This window comes from Pseudomonas marincola, assembly GCF_900682675.2.
GTDB classification, from domain to species: domain Bacteria; phylum Pseudomonadota; class Gammaproteobacteria; order Pseudomonadales; family Pseudomonadaceae; genus Aquipseudomonas; species Aquipseudomonas marincola.
Window position 1 is genome coordinate 742,501 of the sequence record NZ_LR215729.2, and the last position, 15,470, is coordinate 757,970.

Here is a 15,470-nt window from a genome sequence, read left to right on the forward strand (position 1 = left end):
GGTCAAGGTAAAATTTGTAGTTCTCAATTGCAAATTTTCGGCGAATGTCTACTTCACGTTAGAGACAATAACCAGATTGCTTGGGGTTATATGGTCAAGTGAAGAAGCGCATACGGTGGATGCCTTGGCAGTCAGAGGCGATGAAAGACGTGATAGCCTGCGAAAAGCTTCGGGGAGGTGGCAAATAACCTTTGATCCGGAGATATCTGAATGGGGGAACCCACCTAACATAAGTTAGGTATCTTGCACTGAATACATAGGTGTAAGAGGCGAACCAGGGGAACTGAAACATCTAAGTACCCTGAGGAATAGAAATCAACCGAGATTCCCTTAGTAGTGGCGAGCGAACGGGGACTAGCCCTTAAGCTTCTTTGATTTTAGCGGAACGCTCTGGAAAGTGCGGCCATAGTGGGTGATAGCCCTGTACGCGAAAGGATCTTAGAAGTGAAATCGAGTAGGACGGAGCACGAGAAACTTTGTCTGAATATGGGGGGACCATCCTCCAAGGCTAAATACTACTGACTGACCGATAGTGAACTAGTACCGTGAGGGAAAGGCGAAAAGAACCCCGGAGAGGGGAGTGAAATAGATCCTGAAACCGTATGCGTACAAGCAGTGGGAGCAGACTTTGTTCTGTGACTGCGTACCTTTTGTATAATGGGTCAGCGACTTATTTTCAGTGGCAAGCTTAACCGAATAGGGGAGGCGTAGCGAAAGCGAGTCTTAATAGGGCGTTTAGTCGCTGGGAATAGACCCGAAACCGGGCGATCTATCCATGGGCAGGTTGAAGGTTAGGTAACACTGACTGGAGGACCGAACCGACTACCGTTGAAAAGTTAGCGGATGACCTGTGGATCGGAGTGAAAGGCTAATCAAGCTCGGAGATAGCTGGTTCTCCTCGAAAGCTATTTAGGTAGCGCCTCGTGTATCACTGCTGGGGGTAGAGCACTGTTTCGGCTAGGGGGTCATCCCGACTTACCAAACCGATGCAAACTCCGAATACCAGCAAGTGTCAGCACGGGAGACACACGGCGGGTGCTAACGTCCGTCGTGAAAAGGGAAACAACCCAGACCGTCAGCTAAGGTCCCAAAGTTATGGTTAAGTGGGAAACGATGTGGGAAGGCTTAGACAGCTAGGAGGTTGGCTTAGAAGCAGCCACCCTTTAAAGAAAGCGTAATAGCTCACTAGTCGAGTCGGCCTGCGCGGAAGATGTAACGGGGCTCAAACCATACACCGAAGCTACGGGTTCATCCTTTGGATGAGCGGTAGAGGAGCGTTCTGTAAGCCTGTGAAGGTGAGTTGAGAAGCTTGCTGGAGGTATCAGAAGTGCGAATGCTGACATGAGTAACGACAATGCGAGTGAAAAACTCGCACGCCGAAAGACCAAGGTTTCCTGCGCAACGTTAATCGACGCAGGGTGAGTCGGCCCCTAAGGTGAGGCAGAAATGCGTAATCGATGGGAAACGGGTTAATATTCCCGTACTTCTAATTACTGCGATGGAGGGACGGAGAAGGCTAGGCCAGCACGGCGTTGGTTGTCCGTGTTTAAGGTAGTAGGCTGAGATCTTAGGTAAATCCGGGATCTTAAGGCCGAGAACTGATGACGAGTTGTCTTTTAGACGACGAAGTGGTTGATGCCATGCTTCCAGGAAAAGCTTCTAAGCTTCAGGTAATTAGGAACCGTACCCCAAACCGACACAGGTGGTTAGGTAGAGAATACCAAGGCGCTTGAGAGAACTCGGGTGAAGGAACTAGGCAAAATGGCACCGTAACTTCGGGAGAAGGTGCGCCGGTGAGTGTGAAGGGTTTACCCGTAAGCACATGCCGGTCGAAGATACCAGGCCGCTGCGACTGTTTATTAAAAAACACAGCACTCTGCAAACACGAAAGTGGACGTATAGGGTGTGACGCCTGCCCGGTGCCGGAAGGTTAATTGATGGGGTTAGCTAACGCGAAGCTCTTGATCGAAGCCCCGGTAAACGGCGGCCGTAACTATAACGGTCCTAAGGTAGCGAAATTCCTTGTCGGGTAAGTTCCGACCTGCACGAATGGCGTAACGATGGCGGCGCTGTCTCCACCCGAGACTCAGTGAAATTGAAATCGCTGTGAAGATGCAGTGTATCCGCGGCTAGACGGAAAGACCCCGTGAACCTTTACTATAGCTTTGCACTGGACTTTGAGTTTACTTGTGTAGGATAGGTGGGAGGCTTTGAAGCGTGGACGCCAGTTTGCGTGGAGCCATCCTTGAAATACCACCCTGGTAACCTTGAGGTTCTAACTCTGGTCCGTCATCCGGATCGAGGACAGTGTATGGTGGGTAGTTTGACTGGGGCGGTCTCCTCCTAAAGAGTAACGGAGGAGTACGAAGGTGCGCTCAGACCGGTCGGAAATCGGTCGTAGAGTATAAAGGCAAAAGCGCGCTTGACTGCGAGACAGACACGTCGAGCAGGTACGAAAGTAGGTCTTAGTGATCCGGTGGTTCTGTATGGAAGGGCCATCGCTCAACGGATAAAAGGTACTCCGGGGATAACAGGCTGATACCGCCCAAGAGTTCATATCGACGGCGGTGTTTGGCACCTCGATGTCGGCTCATCACATCCTGGGGCTGAAGCCGGTCCCAAGGGTATGGCTGTTCGCCATTTAAAGTGGTACGCGAGCTGGGTTTAGAACGTCGTGAGACAGTTCGGTCCCTATCTGCCGTGGACGTTTGAGATTTGAGAGGGGCTGCTCCTAGTACGAGAGGACCGGAGTGGACGAACCTCTGGTGTTCCGGTTGTCACGCCAGTGGCATTGCCGGGTAGCTATGTTCGGAAAAGATAACCGCTGAAAGCATCTAAGCGGGAAACTTGCCTTAAGATGAGATCTCACTGGAACCTTGAGTTCCCTAAAGGGCCGTCGAAGACTACGACGTTGATAGGTGGGGTGTGTAAGCGCTGTGAGGCGTTGAGCTAACCCATACTAATTGCCCGTGAGGCTTGACCATATAACACCCAAACAATTTGATGTTTGTGTGTCTCTGGAAGTAGAAACACCGAAAGTTTGCGAAACTACAAAACATCACATACCCGATTCGAAGCAGCGTCTCAGACGAGGCTTCAACAAATTGCTTGACGACCATAGAGAATTGGAACCACCTGATCCCATCCCGAACTCAGAAGTGAAACGATTCATCGCCGATGGTAGTGTGGGGTTTCCCCATGTGAGAGTAGGTCATCGTCAAGCGCCTATACCAAAACCCCAGATCGTGTAAACGGTCTGGGGTTTTACTTTGTGCGCTAAAAATGTCGGGTGCTCGGAAGCGGCGGGCAGCAGGCAGCAAAGCGGCACCACCGCTATCGCAGGCTGTTTAGCCCCGCTTCGCGGTGCTAAACAGCGCAGTCCACGGCGTTGCCGTCTGGTGCGCGCTGCATCTATGAAGATTCAGCCATCGAAGCGATATCAGTGTCGCAATCGCTCTAACTCGCGGGCTGAATGGGCGTTTATTTATTGATTGCGGTGTTGCCGGTCTATAAAGAGTGGTCGCGCGGGTAATAAAGCTGTGCCTGTTTGGTAGGCAAGTACAGGGTGCATCGTTATCATGCGCACCTTATTGCTCGGTGAGAATTCTATGTTGCAGCTGTTGAGGCTATTACAGGACGGACAGTTTCACTCTGGTGAGGCCCTTGGGGCGGAACTGGGTGTGAGTCGCGCTGCGGTCTGGAAGCAGCTGCAAAGTCTGGAGGCTGAGCGAGGGCTGCGCTTTCACAAGGTCCGCGGTCGCGGATATCGGCTTGAGATGCCTTTGGTGCTGCTCGATGAAGCCAGCCTTGCGGCAGGCTGTCAGCATTGGCCAATTTCCGTGGTTGAAGTTGTCGACTCCACCAACGCCGAAGTACTTCGTCGTTTACAGGCAGGCCAGTCTGCTCCTATGGTGGTCACCGCGGAGCAGCAAACAGCAGGCCGTGGTCGCAGAGGCCGGCAATGGGTTAGCCCGTTTGGGCAGAACCTGTATTACAGCCTGGCTATACGTATCGAGGGCGGCCTGCGCCAGCTTGAAGGTTTGAGCCTGGTTGTAGGGTTGGCCCTTGCCAAGGCTTTGCAGCAGGTGGGCGTCCAACAAACTGCATTAAAGTGGCCCAACGATGTACTGGTCGAAGGTGCGAAGATAGCCGGAATTCTTGTTGAGATTGCGGGTGATCCGGCTGATGCCTGCGATGTGGTGATTGGTATTGGTGTTAACGTCAATATGCCTGCTGAGGCCGAGGGCATTGATCAGGCCTGGACCTCGGTCAGTGCGCAGTTGGGCTGCCTGGTCGATCGCAATGCTTTGGCTCTGAAGCTGGGTGATAACCTCGCGCACTATCTCGAGCGATATCTGCAGCAGGGTTTTTCTAGTCTGCTTGATGAGTGGCAGGACAATCATGCATGGCAGGGCAGGTCTGTACGGCTGAGCGCGGGTGATCGCCATGTCGATGGGCGGGTGCTGGGCGTGAATGCCTCTGGTGCTTTGCGATTGGAGGTTGATGGTGTTGAACAACAATTTAGTGGCGGCGAGCTCAGCCTGAGGTTGCGTGATGATTCTTGAGCTTGACTGCGGTAACAGCTTTATCAAGTGGCGGCTGGTTAATAAAGGTGGCCTGAAAGCTGAACATGTCGGTGTGGTCGGCTCTGATGCCGAACTGCTGCAGGCTGTCGGCGATACCGGGCAAGATGTTCAAGCTTGCCGGCTGGTCAGTGTGCGCAGCGATGTGGAGACTGATCAGCTCGTGGCCAGTCTGGCAGAGCGCTTCAATGTGCAGTGTTCGCGGGCCCAATCTGTACATTCGCTGGCAGGCGTGCGTAACGGTTATGAGGATTACCAGCGGCTGGGCCTTGATCGCTGGCTCGCGCTAGTAGGCGCTTATTCGTTGTCAGGTGGGCAGAGTTGTCTGGTGCTCGACCTTGGTACCGCTGTGACCTCTGACTTGGTGACGCGCGAAGGTGAGCATCTGGGCGGGTATATTTGCCCCGGAATGCCGCTGATGCGCAATCAGCTGTGTACCCATACGCGGCGTATCCGCTATGACCAGCCTACGGCTGAGGAAGCCCGGCATAGTTTTGCTCCAGGTAAATCGACTGCGGAGGCGGTGGAGCGTGGTTGCTCTATTATGCTTCGCGGCTTCGTGCAGGCGCAGTTGGGTATGGCTGGCGAGTACTTGGGGGCGGACTTCGCAGTATTTATTACTGGGGGCGATGCTGCGTTGGTTGAAGAGATGCTGCCACAGGCGCGGATAGTGCCGGATTTGGTATTTATCGGCCTGGCTGCCGCTTGCCCGCTTAATTGAGGTCGCTCATGCGTTGGTTGTTTTTGTTGTTGTTAGTGCTCAATGCTTTTTACTACGTCTGGCATCAGCAGCAAGTGCCGTTGCGGGCGAAGGAAGTGTTGCCGTTAGCGGTGGCGCAGCAGAGTGACCGTGCTATTCGCTTACTCAGCGAATCAGAAACGCAACTGCGCCGTGAAGCGCCTCCCGCAGCCCAAGAGCCTGAAGAGGCCTGCTTGTTCCTGGGCAAGTTTGATCAGGAGGCTGATGCCGCTCAGGTCGAGCAGCGCTTGTTGAGTCTGGATATTCGTTCAGCTACCCAGGCAGTAGAAGGGCAGGCGGGTCAAGATTACTGGGTGTATCTGCCGCCTTTGGGTAACAGGGATGCCTCGTTGCGGCTATTGCGCGAGTTGCAGGGGCGTAAAATTGATAGTTTTCTGATCAGTGAAGGCGAGCTGAACAACGGTATATCGCTTGGCATCTATCCGCGCAGGGATTCGGCGCAAAGCGTAATGCAGCGTTTAAGTGATGCGGGCTACCAACCCCAGCTTAAAGAAATGCCGCGCGCTAGCCGCAGTTACTGGGTGCGAATTGCTCCAGAAGGGCGGCGTTTGCTGGATGATCAGCTTCTGCAGAAATTAGCTTTTGACTTCAATGGCTTAGAGCATCAAATAATGCCGTGTAAAGGTGTTGCATCGCAGCGATAGATTGCATATGATGGCGCCCGCTTCGCAGTGGTCGCCTTAACAGGCAGCGCTTAGAAGATGCTGGCAAGCAGCTAACCTCAGGATTTAAATGAGAAAAAGCTTGACAGTAGGGTGGCAGATCTAGAAAATGCCGCCTCACAATTTGGAGGGATTCCCGAGCGGCCAAAGGGATCAGACTGTAAATCTGACGTCATCGACTTCGAAGGTTCGAATCCTTCTCCCTCCACCAGATTTAGCGAGAGCAGCAAGCTCCGCGGGTATAGTTCAGTGGTAGAACGTCAGCCTTCCAAGCTGAATATGCGGGTTCGATTCCCGCTACCCGCTCCATGTTTGCTGCGTCGCGATGGAAATATCGCTCATGTAGCTCAGTTGGTAGAGCACACCCTTGGTAAGGGTGAGGTCAGCGGTTCAAATCCGCTCATGAGCTCCATTCTAATAAAGGCAGATATGCAAGTATCTGCCTTTGTTTTAATGGTGGTAATACTCGCGTAACTATTCGTCGGGAGATAGTCAAAATGGCTAAAGAGAAATTTGAACGTAGCAAGCCGCACGTAAACGTTGGCACTATTGGTCACGTTGACCACGGTAAAACAACGCTGACTGCTGCACTGACCAAGGTTTGTGCTGAGGCATTCGGTGGTGCTGTCCGTGACTTCGCTCAGATTGACAGCGCTCCGGAAGAAAAAGCCCGCGGTATTACTATCAATACTTCGCACGTTGAGTACGATTCGACTATTCGTCACTACGCGCACGTTGACTGCCCAGGCCACGCTGACTATGTGAAGAACATGATCACTGGTGCTGCTCAGATGGACGGCGCTATCCTGGTTTGCTCGGCCGCTGATGGTCCGATGCCGCAAACTCGTGAGCACATCCTGCTGTCCCGTCAGGTTGGCGTTCCGTACATCGTTGTCTTCCTGAACAAGGCTGACATGGTAGACGATGCTGAGCTGCTGGAACTGGTTGAGATGGAAGTTCGTGACCTGCTGTCCACTTACGACTTCCCGGGCGACGACACTCCGATCATCATCGGTTCGGCTCTGATGGCTCTGAACGGCCAAGACGACAACGAGTTGGGCACCACTGCCGTTCGTAAGCTCGTTGAGACTCTGGATACTTACATTCCTGAGCCTGTTCGCGTTATCGACAAGCCATTCCTGATGCCAGTAGAAGACGTATTCTCGATCTCGGGTCGCGGTACTGTTGTGACTGGTCGTGTTGAGCGCGGTATCGTTCGCGTTCAGGACGAAGTAGAGATTGTTGGTCTGCGTGAAACCACCAAGACTATCTGTACTGGTGTTGAAATGTTCCGCAAACTGCTCGACGAAGGTCGTGCTGGCGAGAACTGCGGTATCCTGCTGCGCGGCACCAAGCGTGACGACGTAGAGCGTGGCCAGATCCTGTGCAAGCCAGGCAGCGTTAAGCCGCACACCAAGTTCGAAGGCGAAGTGTACGTTCTGTCGAAAGAAGAGGGTGGTCGTCACACTCCTTTCTTCAAGGGCTACCGTCCGCAGTTCTACTTCCGTACTACGGACGTAACTGGTAACTGCGAACTGCCGGAAGGCGTTGAAATGGTCATGCCAGGCGACAACGTGAAAATGGTTGTTACCCTGATCAAATCCATTGCAATGGAAGATGGTCTGCGCTTCGCAATCCGCGAAGGTGGTCGTACCGTTGGTGCTGGCGTAGTTGCCAAAATCATCGAGTAAGTAGTTGATTTGTCCCTGTTAGGCCGACATAATGGTCGGCCTAATCAAGTTTTAGGTCAGTAGCTCAATTGGCAGAGCGACGGTCTCCAAAACCGTAGGTTGGGGGTTCGATTCCCTCCTGACCTGCCATTTTCAAATGAATTTGGCGCGTCTTTCACAGGATCCTCGTAAATGAATGCAAAGGCTGAAGCCAAAGAAACCCGCTTTGACCTGCTCAAGTGGCTGGTAGTTGCGGCTCTTGTAGTCGTTGGCGTGGTTGGTAATCAGTACTTCGCTGCTGAGCCGATTCTGTATCGCGTAATAGGCCTGTTGGTGATTGCGGTCATCGCCGGTGTTGTTGCGCTGCAAACTTCGAAGGGTCAAGCCTTTGCGGTTCTGACTAAAGAAGCACGCGTTGAAATTCGTAAAGTAGTCTGGCCAACTCGCGCCGAAACCACCCAAACAACATTGATTGTTGTAGCGGTAGTTCTGGTTATGGCGCTGTTGTTGTGGGGTTTAGATTCCCTGCTTGGCTGGCTTGTTTCATTGATTGTCGGCTAAGGGTGTCCCGTGGCTAAGCGTTGGTACGTTGTGCATGCTTACTCGGGTTACGAGAAGCATGTGATGCGCTCTTTGATTGAGCGTGTAAAATTCGCCGGTATGGAAGACGGCTTTGGCGAGATTCTGGTTCCTACCGAAGAAGTGGTAGAGATGCGTAATGGCCAGAAGCGCAAAAGCGAACGTAAGTTCTTCCCTGGCTATGTTCTGGTTCAGATGGACATGAACGAAGGCACTTGGCACTTGGTCAAGGATACGCCTCGCGTCATGGGTTTCATCGGTGGTACGGCTGATAAGCCGGCTCCGATCACCGACAAAGAAGCTGAAGCTATCTTGCGTCGTGTGGCAGATAACGGCGATAAGCCAAAACCGAAAACACTGTTCGAGCCGGGCGAAATGGTCCGTGTTATCGATGGTCCGTTCGCGGATTTCAGCGGTGTTGTCGAAGAAGTCAATTACGAGAAAAGCCGCATCCAGGTGGCAGTGACTATTTTTGGTCGCGCTACCCCGGTCGAGCTGGAGTTTAGTCAGGTCGAGAAGGCATAACTGACACAAGCATCCCATACCCCGCAGTTATCGACTGCGGGGTTTTGTCGTCACTGGGATAAACGCGTAAGTAACTGGGGAGCCGCAAGGCGTCAGAACCCAATATTGGAGTAGCTCATGGCTAAGAAAATTACGGCTTATATCAAGCTGCAGGTAAAAGCTGGACAAGCTAACCCGTCGCCACCTGTTGGTCCGGCACTGGGTCAGCACGGTGTTAACATCATGGAATTCTGCAAGGCGTTCAACGCCAAGACCCAAGGCCAAGAGCCAGGTCTGCCGACTCCAGTGATCATCACTGTATACAGCGACCGTAGCTTCACTTTTGAAACCAAAAGCACCCCGGCAGCAGTGTTGCTGAAGAAAGCGGCTGGTTTGACTAGCGGTTCCGCTCGTCCAAACACCGTTAAAGTTGGCACTGTAACCCGCGCTCAGCTGGAAGAGATCGTCAAGACTAAACAGGCTGATCTTACTGCTTCCGATATGGACGCCGCCGTGCGTACTATCGCTGGCTCCGCTCGCAGCATGGGCCTGAACGTGGAGGGTGTGTAATGGCTAAGTTGACTAAGCGTCAAAAGGCAATCGCTGAGAAAGTTGAAGCTGGTAAGGCTTATAACTTCGTTGAAGCAGCTGCTCTGCTTGCCGAAATCTCGGCTGTTAAGTTCTCTGAATCTGTAGACGTAGCAGTTAACCTGGGCGTTGACCCACGTAAGTCTGACCAAGTTGTTCGTGGCGCTACTGTGCTGCCGAATGGCTCGGGCAAAACTGTTCGCGTTGCAGTGTTCACTCAGGGCCCGGCTGCTGAAGCTGCTCTGGCTGCCGGCGCTGACCGCGTAGGCATGGACGATCTGGCTGCTGAAATGAAAGGCGGCGACCTGAACTATGACGTCGTTATCGCATCGCCTGATGCAATGCGCGTTGTCGGTCAATTGGGTCAAGTGCTCGGTCCGCGTGGCCTGATGCCTAACCCGAAGGTTGGTACTGTTACTCCTGACGTTGCTACTGCCGTCAAGAATGCCAAAGCCGGTCAGATTCGCTTCCGTACCGACAAAAACGGTATCATTCACGGTTCCGTCGGCAAGGTTGGCTTTGACGCCGAGAAATTGAAGCAGAACGTTGAAGCGCTGATCGCTGATCTTAAGCGTCTGAAGCCTTCGACTTCTAAAGGCGTTTACGTTAAGCGTGTGACCCTGAGCACTACCATGGGTCCAGGCCTGATCATTGATCAGGGTTCGCTCGACGCGTAATGACTTAAGCGGGTGCGTAATACGTGCCCGCTACAAAATTGGGGTCCCTGCTTTGCGGGGGCTATCCAAGACCGTAGGTGGCGCAAGCCTTAAACATGGAAGCCTACGCAGATGGTGCTCCCGATTCTTACCGAATCAGACACCAAAACGACATCCGGCTTAGGCCAGATGAAACGGTAACAAGCAGGAGTTTTACCCGTGGCAATTAAACTCGAAGACAAGAAGGCCATCGTCGCTGAAGTCAACGAGGCTGCCAAAGCTGCCCTTTCCGCTGTTGTGGCTGATGCCCGTGGCGTGACTGTAGGTGCTATGACCGGACTCCGTAAAGAGGCCCGCGCTTCTGGTGTGTACGTAAAAGTTGTACGTAACACATTGCTGCGCCGCGCTGTTGAAGGCACTCCGTATGAAGTGCTCAACGACGCGTTCAAAGGCCCGACCTTGATTGCTTTCTCGAATGAACATCCGGGCGCTGCTGCTCGCATCTTCAAAGAGTTCGCAAAAGGTCAGGACAAGTTCGAAATCAAAGCAGCCGCATTCGAAGGTCAACTGATCGCAGCCAACCAAATCGACGTATTGGCAACTCTGCCAACTTACGACGAGGCGGTTTCGCAGCTGATGAGCGTTATTCAAGGCGCTACCAGCAAGTTCGTTCGTACCTTGGCCGCTGTTCGCGACCAGAAAGAAGCTACCGCCGCCTAAGGCAGCGAGTCTCTTTCAATCAAAATTGTTTAATTTGATGGCCGCGTAGGCTGTCCCCCAATACAGGAAATTAGAGTCATGGCTCTGACTAACGAAGACATCATCAACGCCGTATCTGAAATGTCCGTGATGCAGGTTGTAGAACTGATCAAGGCAATGGAAGAGAAGTTTGGCGTTTCCGCCGCTGCTGCTGCTGGCCCAGCTGTTGCTGCTGCCGCTGCAGTTGAAGAGCAGACCGAATTCAACATCGTTCTGGTTGAAGCTGGCGAGAAGAAAGTAAACGTAATTAAAGCAGTTCGCGAACTGACTGGTCTGGGCCTGAAAGAAGCCAAGGCAGTGGTTGACGGCGCTCCTGGCGTTGTTAAAGAAGGCGCTTCGAAAGAAGAAGCTGAAGCCGCTAAGAAGGTTCTGGAAGAAGCTGGCGCCAAAGTCGAGCTTAAGTAAGCGAAGACCTTGCGTCTACAGCCCGAGCGACTCGCGTAAGGCTGATGGCTGGTGGCTTTTGCCACCGGCCTTTTTCCGTTCTAGTTCAACTGTTCGTCAGTTGGCCTAGTCCGGAAACCCACGCCTGAATAGGTGGTGGAGCAAACCATGATGGGTTTGCAAGAGTTTCTGGCTGCTCCCGTCGGAGAGGCCAAATAAGCAGGTGACCAAGCTGGGGAACGCTGATGGCTTACTCATATACTGAGAAAAAACGTATCCGCAAGGACTTTAGCAAGTTGCCGGATGTCATGGATGTGCCTTATCTCCTGGCCATCCAGCTGGATTCGTATCGCGAATTCCTGCAGGCGGGAGCGACCAAAGATCAGTTTCGCGATATTGGCTTGCATGCAGCCTTCAAATCCGTTTTCCCGATTATCAGCTATTCCGGCAATGCTGCTCTGGAATATGTCGGTTATCGCCTGGGCGAACCGGCCTTTGACGTCAAAGAGTGCGTACTTCGTGGCGTAACCTTTGCCGTACCGCTGCGGGTAAAAGTCCGTCTGATCATTTTCGACAAAGAATCGTCGAACAAAGCGATCAAGGACATTAAAGAGCAAGAAGTTTACATGGGGGAAATCCCCCTGATGACTGAGAACGGTACCTTCGTAATCAACGGTACCGAGCGCGTCATCGTCTCCCAGTTGCACCGTTCGCCGGGCGTGTTCTTCGATCACGACCGTGGCAAGACGCACAGCTCTGGCAAACTGCTGTATTCAGCTCGCGTAATTCCTTACCGTGGCTCGTGGCTCGACTTCGAATTCGACCCGAAAGACGCCGTGTTCGTACGTATCGACCGTCGCCGCAAATTGCCGGCTTCCGTGCTGCTGCGTGCACTGGGTTACACCACTGAAGAAGTGCTGGACGCTTTCTATACCACCAACGTTTTCCACGTCACCGGCGAAAGCCTGCGTCTGGAACTGGTGCCAGAGCGTCTGCGCGGTGAAATTGCTGTACTGGATATTGCTGACGACAAGGGCAAAGTCATTGTCGAGCAAGGCCGCCGTATTACTGCGCGCCACATCAACCAGTTGAACAAAGCCGGTATCACCGAGCTCAACGTGCCTATCGATTACCTGCTTGGCCGTACTTCTGCCAAGGCAATCGTGCACCCGGCAACTGGCGAGATCCTGGTTGAATGCAACACTGAGCTGAGCGTTGAAGACCTGGCCAAGGTCGTCAAGGCGCAGGTTGTGCGCATTGAAACCCTGTACACCAACGATATCGATTGCGGTCCGTTCATCTCCGATACCCTGAAGATCGACTCGACCACCAATCAGCTCGAAGCGCTGGTTGAAATCTATCGCATGATGCGTCCAGGCGAGCCGCCAACCAAGGATGCTGCCGAGACTCTGTTCAACAACCTGTTCTTCAGCCCAGAGCGTTATGATCTGTCGGCTGTTGGCCGGATGAAGTTCAACCGTCGTATCGGTCGCACCGAGATCGAAGGTTCTGGCGTACTCAACAAAGAAGACATCGTCGAGGTTCTGAAGACCCTCGTGGATATCCGCAACGGCAAAGGCATCGTCGATGACATCGACCACCTGGGTAACCGTCGCGTGCGTTGTGTCGGCGAAATGGCCGAGAACCAGTTCCGTGTAGGTCTGGTACGTGTTGAGCGTGCGGTTAAAGAACGTCTTTCGATGGCTGAAAGCGAAGGCTTGATGCCGCAGGACCTGATCAACGCCAAGCCAGTGGCTGCTGCGGTCAAAGAGTTCTTCGGTTCCAGCCAGCTATCGCAGTTCATGGACCAGAACAACCCGCTGTCCGAGATCACCCACAAGCGCCGCGTTTCGGCTCTTGGCCCGGGCGGTCTGACACGTGAGCGTGCAGGCTTCGAAGTCCGTGACGTACACCCGACTCACTACGGTCGTGTATGCCCGATTGAAACGCCGGAAGGTCCGAACATTGGTCTGATCAACTCCCTGGCGGCCTATGCGCGTACCAACCAGTACGGCTTCCTTGAGAGCCCGTACCGTGTGGTTAAAGACACATTGGTTACTGATGAGATCGTGTTCCTGTCTGCGATCGAAGAAGCAGACCACGTGATCGCTCAGGCATCGGCAACGATGAACGACAAAGGTCAGCTGGTTGATGAGTTGGTGGCGGTACGTCACCTCAACGAATTCACCGTAAAAGCGCCTGAAGACGTGACCCTGATGGACGTTTCGCCGAAGCAGGTAGTTTCGGTTGCAGCCTCCCTCATCCCGTTCCTCGAGCACGACGATGCTAACCGGGCCCTGATGGGTTCGAACATGCAGCGTCAGGCTGTTCCGACCCTGCGTTCGGACAAGCCGCTGGTAGGTACTGGTATGGAGCGCAACGTAGCGCGCGACTCCGGTGTTTGCGTTGTTGCACGTCGTGGCGGTGTGATCGACTCGGTCGACGCCAGCCGTATCGTTGTTCGTGTTAACGATGACGAAGTTGAAACTGGCGAAGCCGGTGTCGACATTTACAACCTGACCAAATACACCCGTTCTAACCAGAACACCTGCATCAACCAGCGTCCGCTGGTGAGCAAAGGTGATCAGGTAGCACGCAGCGACATTCTCGCTGACGGCCCGTCGACCGACATGGGTGAACTGGCTTTGGGCCAGAACATGCGCGTCGCGTTCATGCCGTGGAACGGTTACAACTTCGAAGACTCCATCCTCCTTTCCGAGCGTGTAGTACAAGAAGACCGCTTCACCACGATCCACATCCAGGAACTGACCTGTGTGGCCCGTGACACCAAGCTTGGGCCTGAGGAAATCTCCTCGGACATCCCGAACGTGGGTGAAGCTGCACTGAACAAGCTGGACGAAGCAGGCATCGTGTATGTCGGCGCTGAAGTTGGCCCGGGCGACATTCTGGTTGGTAAGGTAACGCCGAAAGGTGAGACCCAGCTGACGCCGGAAGAGAAGCTGTTGCGTGCGATCTTCGGTGAGAAGGCATCTGACGTTAAAGATACTTCCCTGCGTGTGCCGACTGGCACCAAAGGTACAGTCATCGACGTACAGGTCTTCACCCGTGATGGTGTAGAGCGCGATTCGCGTGCCCTGGCTATCGAGAAGATGCAACTGGACGAGATCCGTAAGGACCTTAACGAAGAGTTCCGCATCGTTGAAGGCGCAACCTTCGAACGTCTGCGTTCTGCTCTCGTGGGTAAAGTTGTTGAAGGCGGTGCTGGCCTGAAGAAAGGCGCCGAAATCACTGACGAATTCCTCGACGGTCTTGAGCGTGGCCAGTGGTTCAAGCTGCGCATGGCTGACGATGCACTGAACGAGCAGTTGGAAAAGGCTCAGGCCTACATCTCTGATCGCCGTCAGTTGCTCGACGACAAGTTCGAAGACAAGAAGCGCAAGCTGCAGCAGGGCGATGACCTGGCTCCGGGCGTTCTGAAGATCGTTAAGGTTTACCTGGCAATCCGCCGTCGCATCCAGCCGGGTGACAAGATGGCCGGTCGTCACGGTAACAAGGGTGTTGTCTCGGTGATCATGCCGGTTGAAGACATGCCTCACGATATTCACGGTACGCCGGTAGACATCGTGTTGAACCCGCTGGGTGTACCTTCGCGTATGAACGTGGGTCAGATCCTCGAAACTCACCTGGGCCTCGCGGCTAAAGGTTTGGGCGAGAAGATCAACCTGATGCTCGAAGAGCAGCGCAAAGTCGCTGAACTGCGTCAATTCATGCAGCAGATCTACAACGAGATCGGCGGCCGTCAGGAAAGTCTGGATGATCTTAGCGACACGGAAATCCTCAACCTGGCGAAGAACTTGCGCGGCGGCGTGCCAATGGCTACTCCGGTGTTCGACGGTGCTAAAGAAGTTGAAATCAAGGCCATGCTGAAACTGGCAGACCTGCCAGAAAGCGGCCAGATGCGACTGATCGATGGCCGTACCGGTAATCAGTTCGAGCGTCCAACTACCGTTGGCTACATGTACATGCTCAAGCTGAACCACTTGGTTGACGACAAGATGCACGCGCGTTCTACCGGTTCTTACAGCCTGGTTACTCAGCAGCCGCTGGGTGGTAAGGCGCAATTCGGTGGCCAGCGCTTCGGTGAGATGGAGGTGTGGGCACTCGAGTCGTATGGTGCTGCTTACACGCTGCAGGAAATGCTCACTGTGAAGTCGGACGATGTGAACGGCCGTACCAAGATGTACAAAAACATCGTGGACGGTGATCACCGTATGGAGCCAGGCATGCCTGAGTCCTTCAACGTACTGATCAAAGAGATCCGTTCGCTCGGTATCGATATCGATCTGGAAACCGAATAACACGTG

The 15,470-nt window shown here is 53.5% G+C and carries 11 protein-coding genes, 4 tRNA genes and 2 rRNA genes; all 17 read left to right on the plus strand.

Features of this window, described 5'->3' with window-relative positions; genetic code table 11:
• The first annotated feature begins 92 nt into the window (after positions 1–92).
• The 17 genes from PMYSY11_RS03265 (at position 93) to rpoB (ending at position 15,464) form a co-directional block, all read left to right on the plus strand.
• Positions 93–2,984, plus strand: a 23S ribosomal RNA gene (locus tag PMYSY11_RS03265).
• A gap of 123 nt (positions 2,985–3,107) precedes the next feature.
• A 5S ribosomal RNA gene (gene rrf, locus PMYSY11_RS03270) occupies positions 3,108–3,223 on the plus strand.
• 385 nt (positions 3,224–3,608) lie between these two features.
• Positions 3,609–4,565 (plus strand): bifunctional biotin--[acetyl-CoA-carboxylase] ligase/biotin operon repressor BirA, encoded by a 957-nt coding sequence (gene birA, locus PMYSY11_RS03275; protein ID WP_150548315.1) that lies wholly within the window; start codon positions 3,609–3,611, stop codon positions 4,563–4,565.
• The gene (locus PMYSY11_RS03280; protein WP_150548316.1) at positions 4,555–5,304 is read left to right on the plus strand and encodes a pantothenate kinase; all 750 of its coding nucleotides are present in this window, start codon (positions 4,555–4,557) and stop codon (positions 5,302–5,304) included. The genes birA and PMYSY11_RS03280 overlap by 11 nt, the downstream gene beginning before the upstream one ends.
• 8 nt (positions 5,305–5,312) lie before the next feature.
• A complete protein-coding gene (locus PMYSY11_RS03285) occupies positions 5,313–5,987 on the plus strand; it encodes an SPOR domain-containing protein (protein WP_150548317.1) in 675 nt (224 codons plus the stop codon).
• A gap of 144 nt (positions 5,988–6,131) precedes the next feature.
• Positions 6,132–6,216 (plus strand) — tRNA-Tyr (locus tag PMYSY11_RS03290).
• A gap of 24 nt (positions 6,217–6,240) precedes the next feature.
• A tRNA-Gly gene (locus PMYSY11_RS03295) sits at positions 6,241–6,314 on the plus strand.
• A gap of 27 nt (positions 6,315–6,341) precedes the next feature.
• Positions 6,342–6,417 (plus strand) — tRNA-Thr (locus tag PMYSY11_RS03300).
• An 85-nt stretch (positions 6,418–6,502) separates the two neighbouring features.
• Complete coding sequence (tuf, locus tag PMYSY11_RS03305) at positions 6,503–7,696, plus strand: elongation factor Tu (protein ID WP_069901943.1); 1,194 nt, start codon at positions 6,503–6,505, stop codon at positions 7,694–7,696.
• Positions 7,697–7,749: 53 nt separating this feature from the next.
• A tRNA-Trp gene (locus PMYSY11_RS03310) sits at positions 7,750–7,825 on the plus strand.
• Positions 7,826–7,867: 42 nt separating this feature from the next.
• A complete protein-coding gene (secE, locus tag PMYSY11_RS03315; RefSeq protein ID WP_069901944.1) occupies positions 7,868–8,236 on the plus strand; it encodes a preprotein translocase subunit SecE in 369 nt (122 codons plus the stop codon).
• Between the two features lie 9 nt (positions 8,237–8,245).
• Complete coding sequence (gene nusG / locus PMYSY11_RS03320) at positions 8,246–8,779, plus strand: transcription termination/antitermination protein NusG (RefSeq protein WP_069901945.1); 534 nt, start codon at positions 8,246–8,248, stop codon at positions 8,777–8,779.
• 117 nt (positions 8,780–8,896) lie between these two features.
• The gene (gene rplK, locus PMYSY11_RS03325) at positions 8,897–9,328 is read left to right on the plus strand and encodes a 50S ribosomal protein L11 (protein WP_069901946.1); all 432 of its coding nucleotides are present in this window, start codon (positions 8,897–8,899) and stop codon (positions 9,326–9,328) included.
• On the plus strand, positions 9,328–10,023 hold the full coding sequence (gene rplA / locus PMYSY11_RS03330; protein WP_069901947.1) for a 50S ribosomal protein L1: 696 nt from the start codon (positions 9,328–9,330) through the stop codon (positions 10,021–10,023). The genes rplK and rplA overlap by 1 nt, the downstream gene beginning before the upstream one ends.
• Before the next feature lie 198 nt (positions 10,024–10,221).
• Positions 10,222–10,722: a 50S ribosomal protein L10 gene (gene rplJ, locus PMYSY11_RS03335; RefSeq protein ID WP_069901948.1), complete on the plus strand. Its 501-nt coding sequence runs from the start codon at positions 10,222–10,224 to the stop codon at positions 10,720–10,722.
• 78 nt (positions 10,723–10,800) lie between these two features.
• Positions 10,801–11,166 carry a 50S ribosomal protein L7/L12 gene (rplL, locus tag PMYSY11_RS03340; protein WP_069901949.1) on the plus strand — a complete coding sequence of 122 codons (366 nt, stop codon included), beginning with the start codon at positions 10,801–10,803 and terminating at the stop codon, positions 11,164–11,166.
• Positions 11,167–11,390: 224 nt separating this feature from the next.
• Positions 11,391–15,464, plus strand: coding sequence for a DNA-directed RNA polymerase subunit beta (rpoB, locus tag PMYSY11_RS03345; protein WP_069901950.1), 4,074 nt, complete (start codon positions 11,391–11,393; stop codon positions 15,462–15,464).
• Positions 15,465–15,470: the final 6 nt, after the last annotated feature.

Coding starts and splice junctions, on each gene's coding strand:
- rplL (WP_069901949.1), top strand. CDS start 10,801: ATGGCTCTGACTAACGAAGACATCATCAACGCCGTATCTGAAATGTCC.
- tuf (WP_069901943.1), top strand. CDS start 6,503: ATGGCTAAAGAGAAATTTGAACGTAGCAAGCCGCACGTAAACGTTGGC.
- birA (WP_150548315.1), top strand. CDS start 3,609: ATGTTGCAGCTGTTGAGGCTATTACAGGACGGACAGTTTCACTCTGGT.
- PMYSY11_RS03285 (WP_150548317.1), top strand. CDS start 5,313: ATGCGTTGGTTGTTTTTGTTGTTGTTAGTGCTCAATGCTTTTTACTAC.
- rplK (WP_069901946.1), top strand. CDS start 8,897: ATGGCTAAGAAAATTACGGCTTATATCAAGCTGCAGGTAAAAGCTGGA.
- secE (WP_069901944.1), top strand. CDS start 7,868: ATGAATGCAAAGGCTGAAGCCAAAGAAACCCGCTTTGACCTGCTCAAG.
- rpoB (WP_069901950.1), top strand. CDS start 11,391: ATGGCTTACTCATATACTGAGAAAAAACGTATCCGCAAGGACTTTAGC.
- PMYSY11_RS03280 (WP_150548316.1), top strand. CDS start 4,555: ATGATTCTTGAGCTTGACTGCGGTAACAGCTTTATCAAGTGGCGGCTG.
- rplA (WP_069901947.1), top strand. CDS start 9,328: ATGGCTAAGTTGACTAAGCGTCAAAAGGCAATCGCTGAGAAAGTTGAA.